The organism is Streptomyces sp. NPDC019531 (assembly GCF_044903305.1).
Classification (GTDB): Bacteria; Actinomycetota; Actinomycetes; order Streptomycetales; family Streptomycetaceae; genus Streptomyces.
The window spans coordinates 15,541-34,296 of the sequence record NZ_JBJDQL010000044.1 but is presented as its reverse complement, the minus strand read 5'-3'; the positions used below and the strand labels follow the sequence as shown (position 1 = coordinate 34,296).

At 70.8% G+C, this 18,756-nt stretch carries 17 protein-coding genes, 1 other RNA gene and 1 pseudogene; 14 read left to right on the top strand and 5 right to left on the bottom strand.

The window, feature by feature from the left end:
- Nucleotides 1-113: 113 nt before the first annotated feature.
- Entirely contained in the window at nucleotides 114-1,853 is a 1,740-nt protein-coding gene (locus tag ACI2L1_RS35900; protein ID WP_404743611.1) for an MFS transporter, read from the bottom strand.
- Nucleotides 1,854-2,163: 310 nt separating this feature from the next.
- Here ACI2L1_RS35900 and ACI2L1_RS35895 point away from each other — a divergent pair, with 310 nt between their 5' ends.
- From ACI2L1_RS35895 to ACI2L1_RS35885, 3 genes are read left to right on the top strand one after another with little or no spacing between them, the layout of a single operon-like run.
- Entirely contained in the window at nucleotides 2,164-3,021 is an 858-nt protein-coding gene (locus ACI2L1_RS35895) for a MaoC/PaaZ C-terminal domain-containing protein (protein WP_404743610.1), read from the top strand.
- A gap of 31 nt (nucleotides 3,022-3,052) precedes the next feature.
- Nucleotides 3,053-4,129, top strand: a complete 1,077-nt coding sequence (locus tag ACI2L1_RS35890; protein WP_404743609.1) for a Zn-dependent alcohol dehydrogenase — start codon at nucleotides 3,053-3,055, stop codon at nucleotides 4,127-4,129.
- A gap of 13 nt (nucleotides 4,130-4,142) precedes the next feature.
- Nucleotides 4,143-5,081 (top strand): 3-oxoacyl-ACP reductase, encoded by a 939-nt coding sequence (locus tag ACI2L1_RS35885; RefSeq protein ID WP_404743608.1) that lies wholly within the window; start codon nucleotides 4,143-4,145, stop codon nucleotides 5,079-5,081.
- Between the two features lie 93 nt (nucleotides 5,082-5,174).
- Here the strand turns inward: ACI2L1_RS35885 and ACI2L1_RS35880 are convergent, their stop codons facing one another.
- Both ACI2L1_RS35880 and ACI2L1_RS35875 read right to left on the bottom strand, forming a co-directional pair.
- Nucleotides 5,175-5,327 (bottom strand): hypothetical protein, encoded by a 153-nt coding sequence (locus ACI2L1_RS35880; protein ID WP_086724430.1) that lies wholly within the window; start codon nucleotides 5,325-5,327, stop codon nucleotides 5,175-5,177.
- A 105-nt stretch (nucleotides 5,328-5,432) separates the two neighbouring features.
- Nucleotides 5,433-6,671 carry a hypothetical protein gene (locus tag ACI2L1_RS35875; protein ID WP_404743607.1) on the bottom strand — a complete coding sequence of 413 codons (1,239 nt, stop codon included), beginning with the start codon at nucleotides 6,669-6,671 and terminating at the stop codon, nucleotides 5,433-5,435.
- Nucleotides 6,672-6,858: 187 nt separating this feature from the next.
- Here ACI2L1_RS35875 and ACI2L1_RS35870 point away from each other — a divergent pair, with 187 nt between their 5' ends.
- The 3 genes from ACI2L1_RS35870 to ACI2L1_RS35860 are packed head-to-tail and all read left to right on the top strand — an operon-like array spanning nucleotide 6,859 to nucleotide 9,713.
- The gene (locus ACI2L1_RS35870) at nucleotides 6,859-7,698 is read left to right on the top strand and encodes a Nif3-like dinuclear metal center hexameric protein (RefSeq protein ID WP_404743606.1); all 840 of its coding nucleotides are present in this window, start codon (nucleotides 6,859-6,861) and stop codon (nucleotides 7,696-7,698) included.
- Nucleotides 7,695-8,438, top strand: coding sequence for a zinc ribbon domain-containing protein (locus tag ACI2L1_RS35865; protein ID WP_404743660.1), 744 nt, complete (start codon nucleotides 7,695-7,697; stop codon nucleotides 8,436-8,438). Before ACI2L1_RS35870 ends, ACI2L1_RS35865 begins: the two co-directional genes overlap by 4 nt.
- A gap of 12 nt (nucleotides 8,439-8,450) precedes the next feature.
- Complete coding sequence (locus tag ACI2L1_RS35860) at nucleotides 8,451-9,713, top strand: bifunctional RNase H/acid phosphatase (protein WP_404743605.1); 1,263 nt, start codon at nucleotides 8,451-8,453, stop codon at nucleotides 9,711-9,713.
- Between the two features lie 19 nt (nucleotides 9,714-9,732).
- On the opposite strand, the gene ACI2L1_RS35855 is transcribed toward ACI2L1_RS35860, so the two are convergent.
- Entirely contained in the window at nucleotides 9,733-10,359 is a 627-nt protein-coding gene (locus ACI2L1_RS35855; RefSeq protein ID WP_404743604.1) for a bifunctional 4-hydroxy-2-oxoglutarate aldolase/2-dehydro-3-deoxy-phosphogluconate aldolase, read from the bottom strand.
- A gap of 63 nt (nucleotides 10,360-10,422) precedes the next feature.
- A complete protein-coding gene (gene yaaA, locus ACI2L1_RS35850; protein WP_404743603.1) occupies nucleotides 10,423-11,205 on the bottom strand; it encodes a peroxide stress protein YaaA in 783 nt (260 codons plus the stop codon).
- A 76-nt stretch (nucleotides 11,206-11,281) separates the two neighbouring features.
- On the opposite strand from yaaA, the gene ACI2L1_RS35845 reads away from it, so the two are divergent.
- From ACI2L1_RS35845 to ACI2L1_RS35810, 8 genes and pseudogenes are all read left to right on the top strand, one after another.
- Nucleotides 11,282-12,700 carry an RNB domain-containing ribonuclease gene (locus ACI2L1_RS35845; protein ID WP_404743602.1) on the top strand — a complete coding sequence of 473 codons (1,419 nt, stop codon included), beginning with the start codon at nucleotides 11,282-11,284 and terminating at the stop codon, nucleotides 12,698-12,700.
- Nucleotides 12,701-12,840: 140 nt separating this feature from the next.
- The gene (locus tag ACI2L1_RS35840; protein WP_404743601.1) at nucleotides 12,841-13,419 is read left to right on the top strand and encodes a Uma2 family endonuclease; all 579 of its coding nucleotides are present in this window, start codon (nucleotides 12,841-12,843) and stop codon (nucleotides 13,417-13,419) included.
- Between the two features lie 46 nt (nucleotides 13,420-13,465).
- Nucleotides 13,466-14,287, top strand: coding sequence for a helix-turn-helix domain-containing protein (locus tag ACI2L1_RS35835; RefSeq protein ID WP_404743600.1), 822 nt, complete (start codon nucleotides 13,466-13,468; stop codon nucleotides 14,285-14,287).
- An 18-nt stretch (nucleotides 14,288-14,305) separates the two neighbouring features.
- A pseudogene (locus ACI2L1_RS35830) lies at nucleotides 14,306-15,088 on the top strand (DMT family transporter); the annotation flags it as partial.
- A gap of 133 nt (nucleotides 15,089-15,221) precedes the next feature.
- Nucleotides 15,222-15,626, top strand: an RNA gene (gene rnpB / locus ACI2L1_RS35825) — RNase P RNA component class A.
- An 824-nt stretch (nucleotides 15,627-16,450) separates the two neighbouring features.
- Nucleotides 16,451-16,636 carry a DUF6192 family protein gene (locus ACI2L1_RS35820; RefSeq protein ID WP_404743599.1) on the top strand — a complete coding sequence of 62 codons (186 nt, stop codon included), beginning with the start codon at nucleotides 16,451-16,453 and terminating at the stop codon, nucleotides 16,634-16,636.
- Nucleotides 16,572-16,775: a hypothetical protein gene (locus ACI2L1_RS35815; RefSeq protein WP_404743665.1), complete on the top strand. Its 204-nt coding sequence runs from the start codon at nucleotides 16,572-16,574 to the stop codon at nucleotides 16,773-16,775. The genes ACI2L1_RS35820 and ACI2L1_RS35815 overlap by 65 nt, the downstream gene beginning before the upstream one ends.
- Nucleotides 16,776-17,685: 910 nt before the next feature.
- Entirely contained in the window at nucleotides 17,686-18,756 is a 1,071-nt protein-coding gene (locus tag ACI2L1_RS35810) for an ABC transporter substrate-binding protein (protein ID WP_404743598.1), read from the top strand.

Genomic DNA, 18,756 nt, shown 5'->3' with positions numbered 1-18,756 from the left:
CACCCGCCTGCCGCCCCCGCCGGTCGATCAGCGTGACCTTGGCGCGGGCGACCGGCACGCCGTCGGCGCTCAGCACCCGCCCGCGGAAGCCGCGCTGATCTTCGGGCACCCGCTCACGCGGGCACCCCGGTCGTCTCACCAGGCAGCGACAGGTCCAGGTCCACCGGCCGTTCCCCGCCGCCATGCGTCGCCGACGACGCCAGCGGAGCGTGTCCTGTTGCCCGTGCGGCCAGGACGTATGCGCCCTCGCCGGGCACTGTCAGCTCGTAGCTGCCGTCCTCGCCGGACAGCGTCGCACCCGCCTGCCGCCCCCGCCGGTCGATCAGCGTGACCTTGGCGCGGGCGACCGGCACGCCGTCGGCGCTCAGCACCCGCCCGCGGAAGCCGCGCAGCAACGCCTCGGCGTTCGCGATGCCCGCCTCCTCCTCGCTGCTTGCGCGCAGCTGCGGGGCGCGGTTCGGCTTCGGCAGGAACAGGGCCATCAGCAGGCCGATCGCCACCGCGCCGGTCGCGATCAGGAAGGACACCCGGAAGCCGTGCATGGTCGGGATCGCCACGCCGCCGACGTTGTTCGCGGTGTTCGCCAGCACCATGCCGATCACGGCGCTCGACACGGACGTACCGATGGAGCGCATCAGCGTGTTGAGGCCGTTGGCCGCGCCGGTCTCCGACGCCGGCACCGCGCCGACGATCAGCGCGGGAAGGGACGAGTACGCGAGGCCGATGCCCGCGCCGAGGACCACGGCGATCACCAGGCTCTGCCAGGCCGCGCTCATCAGGCCCAGGCCCGCGCCGTAGCCGATCGCGATGATCAGCATGCCGAGGATCAGGGTGACCTTGGGGCCGTACTTCGCCGACAGCCGGGCGTAGACCGGCGCCGTGAACATCATCGTCAGGCCCAGCGGAGCGACCAGGAGACCCGCGACGACCATCGACTGGCCGAGGCCGTAGCCGGTCGCCTTCGGGAGCTGGAGCAGCTGGGGAAGGACGAGCGAGACGACGTAGAACGAGACACCGACCATGATCGACGCCAGGTTGGTGAAGAGGACCGCCGGGCGGGCCGTGGTGCGCAGGTCGACCAGTGGGGCCTTCAGGCGCAGCTCCATGACGCCCCACAGGACGAGGACGACCGCGGCGGCGGCGAAGAGGCCGAGTGTGGTGCCCGAGGTCCAGCCCCAGTCGCTGCCCTTGGTGATCGGGAGGAGGAAGAGGACGAGACCGGTGGAGAGGCCGATCGCGCCCAGGACGTCGAAGGTGCCCTCGGCGCGCGCCGGGGACTCCGGTACGACGAGGAGGGTGAGGACGATCGAGAGCGCGCCAAGGCCGGCGGCGCCGTAGAAGAGGGCGTGCCAGTCGGCGTGCTGGGCGATCAGGGCCGCGAGCGGCAGGGCGAGGCCGCCGCCGACGCCGATCGAGGAACTCATCAGGGCCATCGCCGAGCCGAGCTTCTCGCGGGGCAGCATGTCGCGCATCAGGCCGATGCCGAGGGGGATCGCGCCCATCGCGAAGCCCTGGAGGGTGCGGCCGGCGATCATCGTGAGCAGGTCACTCGTGAGCGCGCTGACCAGCGCGCCGACCACCATCACGGCGAGGCTGAGGATGAGCAGCCGGCGCTTGCCGTACAGGTCGCCGAGGCGGCCCATGATGGGGGTGGCGACGGCGCCCGAGAGCAGGGTGGACGTCAGGACCCAGGTGGCGTTGCTGGGCGCGGTGTCCAGCAGCTGCGGCAGGTCCTTGATGACCGGGACGAGCAGGGTCTGCATCACCGCGACCACGATGCCCGCGAAGGCGAGCACCGGGACGACAGCGCCGGACGCTCTCCGGGTGGGCTGGTCGGTCGGCGTGTGCGTCATGTGAGGGAGGCCTCCGGGCCTGGAAGTTCGGGATACGTGTGGTGTGAACTACGTATGCATGAGCAACTATTCCGATGCTTCTGCGTACTAACGATTTCTTTGTGTTCTCTTGGGGAAGCGGGCCGGTGCCCACCGACCGGCGACACCCCGACCTGACACCCCGTCAGGAGCCTTCACAAGTGCGGTGCGCTCGGCTATACAGAGGGCGCCGGACTGGAACGCGTTCTAGATCGGCCCGTGACGACCTCGGTGCGGCCGACGGTGCGGACGGCCGTACCGGGGTCTTGGATCCGTCACTGTCAGGAGCCGTATGCCCATCGATGCCGCCACAGCCCTCGCCGCCGAGCCCCGGACCGGCGAGATCTCCTGGACCTCGAAGGACGTCCAGCTCTACCACCTCGGGATCGGCGCGGGCATCCCCGCCACCGACCCCGACGAACTGCGCTACACCCTCGAATCCCGGCTGCACGTCCTGCCGAGCTTCGCCACCGTCGCGGGCTCGGGCTCGCCGGGCGTGATCAGCGGACTGTCCATGCCGGGCATCGAGGTCGACCTCGCCAAGGTCCTGCACGGAGGACAGTCGCTCATCATCCACCGGCCCCTCCCGGCCACGGGCACCGCCACCGCGACCAACCGGATCGCCGCCGTGTACGACAAGGGCAAGGCCGCCGTCCTGGTCATGCGGACCGAAGTCGCCGACACCGAGGGCCCGTTGTGGACCAACGACGCCCAGATCTTCGTACGGGGGGAGGGCGGCTGGGGCGGCGACCGGGGTCCCTCGGCACGTCTCGACCCTCCGACGGGCGAGCCCGACCGGACCGTAGAGCGCCCGATCCGAGAGGACCAGGCCCTGCTCTACCGGCTCTCCGGCGACTGGAACCCGCTGCACGCCGACCCGGAGTTCGCCAAGGTCGCCGGGTTCGAACGGCCCATCCTGCACGGGCTGTGCACCTACGGCATGACCCTCAAGGCGGTCGTCGACACGCTGCTCGGCGGGGACGTGACCCGGGTGCGGTCGTACACCACCCGGTTCGCCGGGGTCGTCCACCCGGGGGAGACCCTGCGGATCCGGATGTGGCACACACCGGAGTCCACAAGGGTCGCCGTCAGCGCTGTGGAGCGGGACGACGCGCCCGTCCTCGCCGACACCATCGTCGAACACTCCTGAAACCAGAACGCCGTACGAGGGGAGCCGCACCATGCGCGCAGCCGTACTGCACGAGATCGGCCAGGAAAAGCTCGAGGTCCTCGACGACGTCGAGGCGGTGGGGTTCGGCCCCGGCAGGGTCAGGATCCGGGTGCGGGCCACGGGACTGTGCCACTCGGACCTGTCCGCGATGGGCGGGGTCCTGCCGCAGCCGGCGCCCTTCGTCCCCGGGCACGAGGGCGCGGGTGAGATCCTCGAAGTCGGCGAAGGAGTCGGCCACTTGAAGCCCGGCGACCGAGTCGTCGTCTGCTGGCTCCCCGCCTGCGGCGCCTGCCCCGCCTGCAAGCGCGGCCAGACCGAACTCTGCCTCGCCGGGTTCATGAACGCGGGCACCCCCAACTTCCGGCGCCCCGGCGGCGATGTCTTCGGCTTCGCCGGCACCGGCACCTTCACCGAGGAGGTCGTCGTCGACGCCGGCTGCGCGGTGCCGATACCCGACGACGTGCCCTTCGACATAGCGGCACTGATCGGCTGCGGGGTCACCACCGGACTCGGCGCCGCCCTCAACACCGCTGATGTGGAGGCCGGTTCGTCGGTCGCCGTCATCGGCTGCGGGGGCGTCGGCATCTCCGCGATCCAGGGGGCCCGGCTCAAGGGCGCCGCCGAGATCGTCGCCGTCGACCCGGTCGCCTCCCGCCGCGAGGCCGCCCTGGAGTTCGGCGCCACCCGGGCCGTCTCCCCCGACGAACTGGCCGACGCCAAGCAGCAGGTGACCGCGGGCGAGGGCTTCGACTACGTCTTCGAGGTCGTCGGCAAGTCGGCCACCGCCCGGACGGCGTACGACACCACCCGACGCGGCGGCACCCTCGTGGTCGTCGGCGCGGGCGCCATGGACGACCTCCTCCAGCTCAACATGTTCGAGCTGTTCTTCGACGAGAAGCGCATCCTGCCCTCCCTGTACGGCGGCGGGGACGTGCTGCGCTCCTACGAGCGGACCATCGCCCTGTGGCGGGCCGGCCGCATCGACCTGGACGGCCTGATCACCCACCGGGTGCCGCTGAGCGAGATCAACGAGGCACTCGACCAGATGCGCACGGGAACCTCCCTGCGCACCTGCATCGAGATCTGAGGCCGAGATGGCCATGCCACCGCCACTTGAGGGACTCGCGGCGATCGTCACCGGCGCCGGCCGGGGGCTGGGCCGGGCCGAGGCGCTGGAGCTGGCCCGGCTCGGTGCCGCAGTGGTCGTCAACGACTACGGACAACCGGGCCGGGACGGTTCGGGCGAGGCCTCCGGGGGCCCCGCCGAACAGGTCGCCGACGAGATCCGGGCCGCGGGCGGACAGGCGGTCGCCCACACCGGAGACGTGGCCGACCACCAACAGGCCGGTCGGCTCGTCGAGTTGGCGGTCACCGAGTTCGGCAAGCTCGACATCCTGGTCAACAACGCGGGCATCCTGCGCGACCGCATGGTGTTCTCCATGACCGAGGGCGAGTGGGACGCGGTGATCCGGGTCCATCTCAAGGGCCACTTCAACACGACCCGGTTCGCGGCCGCTCACTGGCGCGAGCGGTCCAAGACGGCGGGCGCGCCGGTGTACGGCCGTATCGTCAACACCTCCTCGGAGGCGTTCCTCGCCGGGTCCGCCGGACAGCCCAACTACGCGGCGGCCAAAGGGGGAATCGTCGGACTCACCACCTCGACGGCGCTCTCGCTCGCCAAGTACGGCGTGACCGCCAACGCCATCTGCCCGCGCGCCCGCACCCGGATGACCGAGGACGTCTTCGCCGGCTACGAACAGCCCGAGTCGGGACTCGACCCCCTCGCCCCCGAGCATGTCGCCCCGCTCGTCGGCTACTTGGCCTCGCCCGCCGCCGGGCGCGTCAACGGCCAGTTGCTGGTCGTGCACGGGGGGATGGTGGTCGTCGTCGAACGACCGCGGGTGCAGGCCAAGTTCGACAGCAAGCAGGACGCGTTCACGTACGACGAGCTGGATGCGCTGCTCACCCCGCACTACGCGCGGCGGCCGGCGGGGGAGACGTTCGCGGCGGCCGAAGTACTGGGACTCAAGCGGGAGTAGGCCGGTTTCCCCGGGCCGGTTTTCCCCAGGCCCCAGTCGACACGAAACGGCCCCGCCCCTCACAGGAAGGGCAGGGCCGTGTGCCGTGTGCCGTCAGGCCGCGGCCTCGGTCTGCTCGACCGACTTGCGGTGACGGCCACGCGGGGCCGTCTCGCTGTCCTGGACCGAGACCGGGCCCCGGTGCTTACCGTGGCCGGTGGACTCCTGGACGTCGGCAGTCGACTGGTTCGTGCTGGCGTCGCTCATCGGAAGTAATTCACCCCGTCAACATGATCTTTCTTACAGCGGGGCGATTTTAACCGGCGCACCACGGGGCGAATCCAGACGGCCCCGCCAACCGGCACTAGTTCGTTACAAGATTGCCAACGGGGCTTGCTGCAAAGGCACCGGACGGGCCACGACAGGCTCCGGAGGATCCGGTTCCGGCGACTGTACGGCCGTACCGCCGCCCTCCGGATCCTCCGGGCGCGCGTCCCCCGCCCCCGTTCCCCCCGGGCCCTCCGCTTCCCCCATGAGGGCCCCGCCCCGCGAGGACACCGCCCACCGCGCCACCCCGCACGGCGCGTCCGCCGTGGTGCACGGCAGCAGCAGCTCCCCGCCCTCGGTCCACAGCCCGGCGCCCGCCAACCACCCCTCGGGCGCCGGGAGATGCTCGACCTGGCGTGCGGCGGGCCGCCACACACCCACCCAGCTGCCCATCGGGCCGTCGACCCGCAGCGCCACCCCGCAGTTCTCTGGCATCAGCACCTGCCCGGGCTGGATGGCGAACGGTGTCACCGCGCAGCCGGCCACCCGCAGGCACTCCGGGAAACGCACCGGCAGCGTGCTGCCCAGCACCCCCCAGCCCAGCCGCTCACGCCCAGGCGACGGCGCGTCCGAGGAGATCAGCAGCAGCCCGCCGTCCGGGTCGGCGAGCAGCAGCCGGTCGTTGCTGTCGTCGGCGATCTGGAGGAGGGGCGAGACCTCGCCGCCCCGTTCCAGATCGACCACGACGGCTTTCGTACGGCCGCCCACCGCACGGTCGAGCACCAGCATCCGTCCGGTCCGGTCCAGCCACACCCCCCCCGAACAGTGCCCCGGGATCTCCGCGAGATGTTCGGGCCCGAAGGCACCGCCCGCCACCAGCCACACGGCACTGGAGTGCCGGCCCACGGCGAGGGCGTACGCCTTCTCGCCGCCCGGCGCCGGCGGCAGCAGCCGTAGGACCGTTTCCTCGTCCAGGCACTCGACCGCGCCCAGTGGCAGCTCACCCGTCTGAGGCCCGGTCGGGTAGAGCAGCGAGAAGTTGTGCCGCCCGTCCGCGAACCGCCTGATCAGGACCCGCCCGTCGCCCATCGGCTGCACCTCGGTGCCGGGCTCCTCGGGCTGGTTGCCGGGCAGCGGCACCGCGTAGGGCTCGGGGCCGTCCAGAGTCCAGCGCTCCGGGAACCACGAGTCGCCGACATGGGCGAGACGGGCCGCGTAGGAGCCGTCGACAGTGATCACGCACTCCGTCCGCGGAGTCTCTCCGTTCTCGGTGATCACGTCCTCCGTCCGCGAGTTCTCCCCGTCTTCGTTTGCCGCCGAGGGTTCGATGGCACAGGCCGTCATCGTCCGGTCACCTCCAGTCACGAGACTAGATTTCGCACGCACAGGCGTGGGTCCGGCAGGCTTTCGCTTCACACAAAGGGGTGGCCCAGGAACGTTTCGCCTGAGGAAACCGGGGCGACTGTGCTGAGCGGGACGGTCGTGGGCAGCTCAGGTTCAACGGGGAAGAACAGGCAGGTAGCCTTTCCCCGTGCCCCGTCTGTCTGAAGTCATCGCCGCACTGGAGACCCTGTGGCCCGCCGAGCGGGCCGAGTCCTGGGACGCGGTCGGCACTGTCGTGGGCGACCCCGACCAGGAGGTCACGCGGGTCCTGTTCGCCGTCGACCCGGTCCAGGAGATCGTCGACGAGGCGGTGAAGCTGGGCGCGGACCTGCTGGTCACCCACCACCCCCTCTATCTGCGCGGTACGACGACCGTGGCGGCCTCGCACTTCAAGGGCAGGGTCGTCCACACCCTCATCAAGAACGACATCGCCCTGCACGTGGCCCACACCAACGCGGACACCGCCGACCCGGGTGTCTCCGACGCGCTCGCGGGCGCGCTCGACCTTCGGGTCGTACGACCGCTGGTGCCGGACCCGACGGACTCGTCCGGACGCCGGGGCCTGGGCCGGGTGTGCGAGCTCGACCCTCCGACGACCGTCCGCGAGCTCGCCGCGCGGGCTGCCGAACGCCTGCCGACCACCGCGCAGGGCATCCGCGTCGCAGGCGACCCCGAGGCCACCGTCCGCACGGTCGCCGTCAGCGGCGGCTCCGGCGACAGCCTCTTCGACCAGGTTCGTGCGGCCGGCGTCGACGCCTTCCTCACCGCCGACCTGCGCCACCACCCGGTGTCCGAAGCGGTCGCCCAGAGTCCCCTCGCGCTGCTCGACGCGGCGCACTGGGCCACCGAGTGGCCCTGGTGCGAGCTGGCCGCCGCCCAGCTCGACGAGATCTCCGACCGCCACGGCTGGGACCTGCGTGTGCACGTCTCCAAGACGGTCACCGACCCCTGGACCAGTCACTCCCCTTCACCTGGAGCCCCCAACTGAACGCCGCGCCCGCCGACCAGATCCGACTCCTCGACGTCCAGGCCCTCGACGTCCGCCTCCAGCAGCTCGCGCACAAGCGCCGGTCGCTGCCCGAGCACGCCGAGATCGAGGCGCTCACCAAGGACGCCACTCAGCTGCGTGACCTCCTGGTGGCCGCGCAGACCGAGGAGAGTGACACCGCCCGCGAGCAGACCAAGGCCGAGCAGGACGTGGACCAGGTGCGTCAGCGCGCCACCCGCGACCAGCAGCGACTCGACTCCGGTGCCGTGACCTCCCCCAAGGACCTGGAGAACCTCCAGCGCGAGATCACCTCCCTCGCCAAGCGTCAGGGCGACCTGGAGGACGTGGTCCTGGAGGTCATGGAGCGCCGCGAGTCCGCGCAGGAGCGGGTCGCCGAGCTGACCGAGCGGGTCTCCTCCGTTCAGTCGAAGATCGACGACGCGACGGCCCGCCGTGACGCGGCCTTCGAGTCGTTGGACGGCGAGGTGGCGACGGTGACGAAGGAGCGCGAGGTCATCGCGGGCGCCATCCCCGCCGACCTGCTGGGGCTCTACGACAAGCTGCGCCAGCAGCAGGGCGGCATCGGTGCGGCCAAGCTGTACCAGCGCACCTGCCAGGGCTGCCGTCAGGAGCTGGCGATCACCGACTTCAACGAGGTCCGCGCGGCCGCGCCCGACACCGTGGTGCGCTGCGAGAACTGCCGCCGCATCCTGGTGCGCACCTCCGAGTCCGGCCTGTAAGGAGCTTCGGGCGTGCGGGAGTTCATCGTCGAGGCCGACGGCGGCTCACGGGGCAACCCGGGTCCCGCCGGGTACGGCTTCGTGGTGCTGGACGCGGCGACGGGTCAGACGCTGGTCGAGACGTACGAGTATCTCGGCGTCGTCACGAACAACGTCGCCGAGTACCGGGGGTTGCTGGCGGGCCTGCGCGCCGCGCACGATCTGGACCCCTCGGCCCGGGTCCACGTCCGGATGGACTCCAAGCTGGTCGTGGAACAGATGTCGGGGCGCTGGAAGATCAAGCATCCGGACCTGAAGCCGCTGGCCATGGAGGCGGGGCGGGTCTTTCCGCCGGGGCGGGTGACGTACGAGTGGATTCCCCGGGAGCAGAACAAGCACGCGGACAGGCTGGCGAACGAGGCGATGGACTCGGAGGGGGCGGCGAGCTCGATCCGCCGGCCGTCCGAATCCCCCGGCGCCGGAGCCGCCGATGCCACGGGCGCGGCGGACGGGCGTGCTGCCAAGGGTGCGGCGGGCGGGCGTGCTGCCGAGGGCGAGGTGGACGGGCGTGCTGCCGAGGGCGAGGCGGGCGGGCGTGCTGCCGAGGGCGAGGCGGACCGGCGTGCTGCCAAGGCCGTGGCCGCCCCCGGGTGGGCGCCGGCGGACATGGGGGCTCCGGCCACTTTCGTACTCCTGCGGCACGGGGAGACTCCGCTCACGCCCCAGAAGCGGTTCTCGGGGAGCGGCGGTACGGATCCCTCCCTCTCCGCCGTCGGAAGAGAACAGGCCGAGAAGGCCGCGGAAGCCCTCGCGCGACGAGGCACGATCCAGCACATCCTCGCCTCGCCCCTGGCCCGTACCAGGGAGACCGCCTCCGCCGTGGCCGACCGGCTCGGTATCGAGGTCACGGTCGAAGACGGCCTGATCGAGACGGACTTCGGCGCCTGGGAGGGCCTCACCTTCGGCGAGGTGCGCGAGTGTTACCCCGACGACCTGAACGCCTGGCTCTCCGACCCCGAGGCCGAACCCACCGGCGGCGGCGAGAGCTTCGCGGCCACGGCGACCCGGATCGCGGCGACGAGGGACAAGCTCGTGGCGGCGTACGCGGGCCGGACGGTCCTGCTCGTCACCCACGTCACCCCGATCAAGACGTTCGTACGCCTCGCCCTGGGCGCCCCGCCCGAGTCCCTGTTCCGCATGGAACTCTCGGCGGCCTCCATCTCGGCGGTCGCGTACTACGCCGACGGCAACGCGAGCGTACGGCTCCTCAACGACACGTCACACCTGCGCCCGTAGGCCCTGTCGTCCAGCGGCCTCAGCGTGTCCTGAGCCCGGCGGCCTCGCGGGCCAGCGCCTCCACCCGACCCCAGTCCCGCGCGGCGACCGCATCCGCGGGCAGCATCCAAGTCCCGCCCACACAGCCGACGTTGGGCAGAGACAGATACTCGGGGGCATTCCCGGGCCCGATCCCTCCCGTCGGACAGAACCGCGCCTGCGGCAACGGCCCCGAGAGGGACTTCAGATACGCCGTCCCCCCGGCCGCCTCCGCCGGAAAGAACTTCATCTCCGTCACCCCCCGCTCCAGCAGCGCCACGACCTCGGAGGTCGTCGACACCCCCGGCAGGAACGGCACCCCGGACCCGCGCATCGCCTCCAGGAGTACGTCCGTCCAGCCCGGGCTGACGAGAAAGCGTGCGCCCGCCGCCACCGACTCCTTCACCTGCTCGGGCGTGATGACGGTCCCGGCCCCGACCACCGCCTCCGGCACCTCGCCGGCGATCGCCCGGATCGCGTCGAGCGCGGCCGGAGTCCGCAGCGTCACCTCGATCGCGGGCAGCCCACCGGCGACCAGCGCGCGGGCGAGCGGTACGGCGTCGGAGACGTCCTCCAGGACGACGACGGGAACGACGGGAGCGCGGTCGAGCAGCGAGGAGGAGGCCATGGCGCCATCCTGCCGAAGCGATGCGGTGCGCGCAAAGGTCGTTGCGCGCTCTGCAATGCCTTCCTAGTGGATCTCATCCACCAGCACATCCAGGGCCCACGCCTGCCCGGCCTTCGGGGGCGCCTCCGCCTCCACGACGTACCCCAGCCCCCGCAGCGCCTCCACCAGCTCGGCGGGACGCTTCGGCGCGACCCCCGCAGTCAGCAGACTCCGCACCATCCGCCCCTTCGTCGCCTTGTTGAAGTGGCTGACGACCTTCCGGGTCGGCGCGTGCAGCACCCGTACGGTCGCCGTCCGTCCCGCGACCTCACCCTTCGGCTTCCAGGCGGCGGCGTACGCGGAGGACCGCAGATCGAGCACGAGCCCGTCCCCGGCCGCCTCGGTGAGGGCGGAGGCCATCGGCGTACGCCAGTGTCCGCCCAGCGCCCCGAGCCCCGGCAGCCTCACGCCCATCGAGCACCGGTACGACGGAATCCGGTCCGTCACCCGGACCGCTCCCCACAACCCCGAGAACACGAGCAGCGAACGCCCGGCCCGCCTCTTCGCGGCGGTGTCGAGTGTGGCCAGGTCGAGGGCGTCGTAGAGCACACCCGTGTAGATCTCCCCGGCGGGCCGTGTCCCCGCGGTCCTCAGCTCGACGTTCTTCGCGACCTCGCCGCGCAGCCCCTCGCTCAGCCCGAGCACCTCGCGCGCCTTCTCCTCGTCCCCCGCGCACAGCTCGACGAGCGCGTCGAGGACCGCCTCCCGGCCCTCGTTGAGTCCCGGCAGCGACAGCGACTCCAGCTTCAGCGGGGCGCCACGACCGGAGGACGCCTTGCCTTCGGAGGGAGGCAGCAGGACCAGCACGGAAGATCTCCTTCTGTTGAGCTCCGCCACAGCGTACGGCGTGCCGCATCCTGCCCCTGGTCCTACGCTCGCTTGTATGCCCCGCCGCCGCATACGCGTGACCGACGTCCCGCTACGGGCCGCCATCACCGCCCTGCGCACCGAACTCGGCGTGCCGTCGGACTTCCCGCCCGAGGTGACGGCCGAGGCGGAACGGATGCCTCCGCCGAAGGGGTACGAGGACGCCACCGACGTCCCCCTCTTCACCATCGACCCACCCGCCTCCACCGACCTCGACCAGGCCATGCACCTCTCCCGGCGGGGCACCGGTTACCGCCTCCGGTACGCCATCGCCGACGTCGCCCGCTTCGTCGTACCCGGATCGGCACTGGACGCGGAGACGCACCGGCGGGTGATGACCCTGTACTTCCCGGACTCCCGCATCCCGTTGCATCCGCCGGTGCTCAGCGAGGGCACCGCGAGCCTGCTCCCGGACCAGGTGCGCCCGGCCGCGCTGTGGACGATCGACCTCGACGCTGACGGCCGTACGACCGCGGCCGACGTCCGCCGGGCGCTGGTCCGCAGCCGGGCCAAGCTGGACTACGAGGGCGTGCAGCGGGCGATCGACTCCGGCGCCGCAGAGGAGCCTCTGGCATTGCTGGCGAAGGTGGGCCGGCTGCGGGAGGCGCTGGAGGTCGAGCGCGGCGGGATCTCCCTGCGTGTCCCCGAACAGGAGATCGTCGAGCGGGACGGCACATACGAGCTGACGTACCGCGCCCCGCTGCCCGCCGACGGCTGGAACGCCCAGATCTCCCTGCTCACGGGCATGGCAGCCGCCGACCTGATGCTCGCGTACGGCACGGGTGTGCTCCGCACTCTCCCCGCCGCCCCGGACGGCGCGGTCGGCCGCCTCCGCCGTACCGCGAACGCCCTGCACATCGACTGGCCGCACCATGTGTCGTACGCGGCGCTGCTGCGTTCCCTGGACCCGGGGGTCCCGCACCACGCGGCCTTCCTCCAGGAGTGCACGACGCTGTTGCGGGGCGCCGGGTACACGCCCTTCCGGGACGGAGTCCTGCCGGACATCACCACGCACGCGGCCGTAGCGGCGCCGTACACCCACTGCACGGCCCCGCTGCGGCGGCTGGTCGACCGGTACGCGTCGGAGATCTGCCTGGCGGCGGTGGCGGGGACGGCCGTACCGGACTGGGTGCTCGCGGCTCTGGAGGGACTGCCGCGGGAGATGTCCGAGGGTGGTCGACTCGCGGCGAAGGCCGAGCGGGAGTGCGTCGACCTCGTCGAGGCGGCGCTGCTGAAGGACCGGGTGGGGGAGGTGTTCGACGGCTGTGTGGTGGAGCTGGAGGAGCGTCGGCCGACGGTGGGGACCGTACAGCTGGAGACGCCGGCGGTGATCGGCCGGGTGGAGGGGGAGGGGCTGTCGCTGGGGGAGCGACTGAGGGTGCGGGTCACTCAGGCGGACCCCGGCACGTCCAAGGTGCGCTTCGCGCCTGCTTGAACCCGACTGTTCGATCCTGACTGCTCGATCCTGACCGCGACCGTGATCGTGTGCCACGATCGAGGGAACGGTTCCCGATCTCACGGACAGGTGATCTTCCGATGTCCCAGTCTGGCGAGCGACAGAAGGAGGGGCGTGACATGACTGCCATGGCCCATGAGCCGCTCACGCAGGAAGAGGTCCTGCTTGAGGGCTTTCTCGCCCTGGACACGCCGGAGGGTTTCCGGGCGGAGCTTGTCGAGGGGGAGATCGTTGTGACGCCGCCGCCGGACGGGGAGCACGAGAAGTACATCAGTCGGCTTGTGAGGCAGGTGATCAAGCAGTCCCGGAGCGAGATGGACTTCTCGGGGAACAAGGGCCTTCGTCTGAAAAGCGGAGAGGCCTGTCCGAAGAGCCACGTGGTCCCGGATGTCACGTTCGCACCCCTTGACCTCGACCTTTTCGCGCCCGCCGGTTCCTGGATGCCCTGCGACGGCGTCGCCATGGTCCTGGAGGTGACGTCGACCAAGCCGAAGGCGGACCGCGAGGCCAAGCGCCGCTGCTACGCCCGCGGCAGCATCCCGCTGTACCTGCTCGTCGACCGCGAGGCCTCTTCGGTCACGCTCTTCAGCGACCCGCAGAAGGACGACTACCGAGAGCACCAGACCCGCCCCTTCGGCAAGCCGATCACCCTCCCCGAACCCTTCGCCTTCGACCTGGAGACCACGGACTTTCTCTGAGCACCACGGCGTTGCACCCTGTGTTCGACGGACAGGGGGACGGGTCGTGGCGGAGCAGGCATCGTGGACGAGGGCACGACTGGGCCGCTGCGGCCCCCCGCTCGACCTGCTGACCGCCCGCTTCGACCGCCATGTCTACGCTCCGCACGCCCACGACGAGTACACCATCGGGGTGTGCGTGGACGGCTCGGAGCTCATCGACTACCGGGGCGGCCACATCCGCACGGGCCCCGGCTCGATCGTCGTCCTGGCCCCGGGCGAGATGCACACGGGCGGCCCCGGCGACCCGACCGACGGCTACGCCTACCGTGCCCTCTACGCCGAGGCGTCGCTCCTGGAGGACGGCACCCTGGGCCTCCCGCACTTCCGCGAGCCGCTGATCGACGACCCCGAACTGGCCGTGGCCCTCCGTCTCGCCCACACCGAACTGAGCGCCTGCCCCGACCCGTTGGAGACGGAGTCCCGCCTGCCCTGGCTCCTGACGGCCCTGGCCTGCCGCCACTCCACGGCCCGCCTGGCGAGCCCCCCGGTTCCGGGCGCCGACGGTATCGCCCTCGCCGTACGCGACCGCCTGGCCGACGAATTGCTGTCACCCCCCTCCCTGTCCGAACTCGCCGCCGACCTGGGCCTGTCCCGCTACCAACTCCTCAGGGCCTTCCGTACGACTATGGGGGCGCCGCCGTACGCATGGCTGGCGCAGTACCGGGTGAACCGAGCTCGCGCACTGCTGGCGTCGGGCCTGAAGCCGGCCGAGGTCGCGGGGCTGGTGGGCTTCGCGGATCAGGCGCACCTGACACGCTGGTTCCGCAGGGTGCTGGGCGTGACCCCGGCGGCGTACCGCAACAGCGTTCAAGACAGTGGCCGCTGACCTGACGACGATGGCCACATGACTGCACGCGGCTGGTTCCTGTTCTCCCTGATGGGAGTGGTCTGGGGCATCCCCTACCTGATGATCAAGGTGGCGGTGGACGCCCCGCTGTCGGCGGCGACGGTGGTGTTCGTACGCTGCGCCCTGGGCGCGCTGCTCCTGCTGCCGTTCGCTGTCCGACAAGGGGGCCTGACGGAGACGGTACGTCGGCACTGGCGCCCCATGCTGGCCTTCGCGGTCATAGAGATCATGGGCCCCTGGTACACGCTGACGGACGCGGAACGGCACCTGTCCAGCTCCACGGCGGGCCTGCTGATAGCGGGCGTACCGATCGTGGGGGTGGTACTGGCGCGCTTCTTCGGCGACACGGAGAGGCTGGGGGCGCGGCGGGTGACAGGCCTGGCGCCGGGCCTGGCCGGAGTGGGTGTCCTGACGGTCCCGCACCTGACGGGCGGGGACGCGAAGTCGATGGCGGAGGTGCTGGTGACGGTGGTGGGGTACGCGACGGCGCCCCTGATCGCCGCGCGGTATTTGAAGGACGTCCCGTCCCTCCAGCTGACGGCCCCGTGCCTGGCTCTCGCAGCTCTGGTGTACGTCCCGGCCGCGGCGGCGACCTGGCCTTCCTCCGTCCCCTCTCCCTCCGTCCTGGCAGCTCTGGCCGGACTGGGAGTGATCTGCACGGCGATCGCCTTCGTCGCCTTCCTCGAACTGATCAAGGAGGCCGGCCCGACGAGGGCGACGGTGATCACGTACGTCAACCCGGCGGTGGCGGTGGTGGCGGGGGTGCTGTTCCTGTCCGAGCCCCTGACGGTGGCCGTAGGCGTGGCCTTCGCCCTGATCCTGGCGGGCTCGGTCCTGGCCACGGCGGGCCCGGTACGCGTGACCGCCGAACCATCCTGCTGCGAGTCCCCGGTAACATGGTCCCCACGGCAGACGAGCCGGGCGGACGGCCGCGTGGAGTCCCCTCTTGGAGGGCTCCCCGAGGAACGTCCGGGCTCCACAGGGCAGGGTGATGGCTAACGGCCACCCGGGGTGACCCGCGGGACAGTGCCACAGAAAACAGACCGCCGGGGACTTCGGTTCCCGGTAAGGGTGAAACGGCGGTGTAAGAGACCACCAGTGCCCAGGGCGACCTGAGCAGCTAGGTAAACCCCACCCGGAGCAAGGTCAAAAGGAAACACCCCGGTGTTTCTGCGCGGACGTTCGAGGGCTGCCCGCCCGAGTCCGCGGGTAGACCGCACGAGACCGGCGGCAACGCCGGTCCTAGATGGATGGCCGTCGCCGAGAGGGTCGCGAGACCCTCTCGGAACAGAACCCGGCGTACAGCCCGACTCGTCTGCCATCAGGGCTCTGGCCTGGTCTTATGGCCCGGTTGGGCCCCTTTGTCGTGTCTGGGTACATCCCCCTTCTACCTGGGAGTTCCCGGAAGTTCCCGCGCACTCCACTTCGCGCGGAGGGCGGTAACCCGCCGCTGAGACGCAGCGGACCGAGGCGGGACAGCGACGGATCGGCGAGAGTCGAGTGAGAGCGGCCGAGAGTTGGCTGGCGGCAACTCGGAGGAGGCAGGCGCCCGGTCACCGGTGAGTGATCGGTCTCGGTCGGCTGAGGTGACGGCGGAGGAGGTGATGTTGGGAGCACTCCCAGCGGCAGTTGGCTCTCGGCCGTGCGCCGGGCGGTGCTGAGCTGGATCGGGTGGCGGGCACGAACAACTATGGGCGGGCCGTGCCGGCCCGCCGGCGACGCACCGGCCGGCTCTCGGCCACGGTGGACCCGATGTTTTGGCCGTCCGGCGGCGCGTGGCGCCGGCGCTTCGGACGGACGTGCCGGGCGAGGTGTCACCGCGGTCGGCGGTGCGGCCTGCTCCGACGCCTCAAGGCTGTGGCCAAGGTCGTCCCAGGAACCAGACCGGCCGTTGCTTACGGGACGCTGGAACGATGGAACGGGTCCTGACCCGCGGAAGGGACGTTCGAGCCAGGGCGAGGACCGGAACGGCGGACCGATGACGATCATCCGGGAGGGCCCTGACCCGAGCCGCGGAGTCGGCCGAAGACCGCGGTGGTGAACCGAATCGGCCTTGGGCGCAGCTCGTTTCCATGGATGGGCGGACCTGGGAAGACGTTGACTGTGGTGTGGCTGGCAGGTCTCTCCTGAGTCACGGCGAAGGTGGCGACCGACTTCCTGCGCCGTCCGGCGGTCACCTCGAAGGCTATGGTCGACGGCACCCCCAGGCACGCCGTGAAGGAGGCGCAGTTCGTCCGGTTCCGCCAGCAGGCCCAGCTCGACGGTGCGGGCGGCGGCCGACTTCGCGCGCTGCCGGGCCACGCTCGACCGGATCGGGACCGCCGCTGAGGCCGGCGAGGTCGACATGGACGAGGAACTCGCCCGCCGGGATGGTCCTGACCGGCTGATGGGGGAGTGCGAGATCAGCCGTCGGCAGACCAGACGCGGGCTCGCGGTGCTGCGGGGCCTGTGCGCCGAACGAGGCTGACCGCCGGTGATCTGGAGCCGGCACATGGAAACCACCTCCGCGCGAGCGATGCCGAACTGCAGGAAGAGGAGAACTGCAGGAAGAGGAATGGAAACAGGTCTGGCCCAGCGAGAAGCTCGCCCGGTTCCGCCGGATGATCACGAGCACGATGGGCCCGCATCCGGCCCTGTTCCTCACCAGCCCATGGCCCGGCAGCCTGGCCGGCCAGATGAAGCGATCGAGTCGAACCTCGCGATGGCCGCCCGGCCACCACGCTGACCTGTCCCAGGACCTCCACCGCCAGAACAAGGAAACCGGGGCCCGGCCGGTGCATCCGTAGCACTCCCCACCCGGGCCGGACCCTGCTGCCCGTCCCGGGCCTGCACGAGCCCGACCGGCGGACACCCCGTGAAATGGCGCGCAGGGAGATCGTGGACGGCATCCGCTACGTGGTCGACAACGGGCATCAAATGGCACTCCGTGCCCGCCGACTTCGCTCCCTGGTCAGCGAGAAGACACCCCCCGCGGCGTCAGCCATCGCCGACTCGCAGAGCAACGGGGCATCCGAGACCGTCGGCAAGGACAGCGGGGGGTGGGACGAAGCCAAAAAGATCAACGGCCGGAAAGGCACCCCGTCCGCGAGGGCGGCAGAGCCCTTCGCCCGGCTCCCCCTCCTCGCAGTCCCTCGAGCACCGCTGTTGTGCAATGCGAAATTTTGTGTTGCAGAAGTGGTGCATGGTGGCCCCCACCTCTTACGGTCCCGTCTCAACAGACCGGTCCTCACCGGGCCAACCGTCCTCCCATGACCGAACAGAGATGTTCCGTGCGCGGACCCGGTGCCTGCCCTCCCCAATCCATTCTTGTCATCCGGTGTCATCCGGGCCTTCGGCGACGACGGCCCGGGCACCTCCGAGGGATTCGAGGAACTTCGATGAACGCATGTTCGGTACGTGGTGCGGTGGCGGTCGCCGCCTCCCTCTGCGCGCTGGCCGGGGCCACCGCCTGCGACGTACAGTCCGCAGGCAAGGGCAGCGACACGGCCTCGGCCGGTGACTCGGCCACGCAGGCCAAGGACCTCAAGGTCGGCTGGTCGACCATCTATCTGACCCCGTCGTGGATGCAGCAGACGCTGAAGATGCTGCAGACGGACGTGGACAAGCTGAAGTCGGCGGGCAAGGTGTCGGCGTTCAAGACGTTCAACGCCAACGGCGACGCCTCACAGCAGATCGCGCAGATCCGCGCCATGATCCAGCAGAAGTACGACGTGATCCTCGTCGACGCCGGCTCCTCCACCGCGTTGAACCCGGCGCTGGAGCAGGCTGTCGCCGCCGGCATCACGGTCGTCGCCTTCGACTCGCTGCCCACCAGCACCAAGGTGATCAGAGTCGGCACGGACCAGAAGGCCTGGGGCTCGATGATGGCCAACTGGCTGGCAAAGAAGCTGGACGGCAAGGGCAGCATCATCGCGATGAACGGTCCGGCCGGTGTCGCGGTGAGCGAGGACCGGTGGGCCGGAGCCGACGCGGTCTTCAAGAAGTACCCGGGCATCAAGATCGTCAGCAATGTGCACAGCGAGTACAACCTCGCCCCGGCCGCGCAGGCCTTCGCCTCCGCCTACTCCGCGCACGCGGACATCGACGGTGTCTTCTCGCAGGGCGGCGCGCTGTCGGCGGCGGCGCTCCAGACACTGGTCAAGCAGGACAAGAAGCTCGTCCCGATCACCGGCGAGAACTACAACGGCTTCCTGAAGCTCTGGCAGAGCAAGCAGAAGGAAGGTTTCTCCTCCATCGCCACGGCCCAGCCCAACTATCTCTCGGTGATCGCTCTGGAGGCCGCCGTCGCCAAGCGGGAGGGCGTGGCCGTCCCCCAGGACATCACTGTGCCGCTGCCCGAGATCACCGACGGCAATCTCTCTCAGTACGCCAAGCCCGGCCAGCCGGACGACTCGTACCCGATCAACGACATCGCCCAGTCGGACGTCGACAAGCTCGTCGGCAAGTAG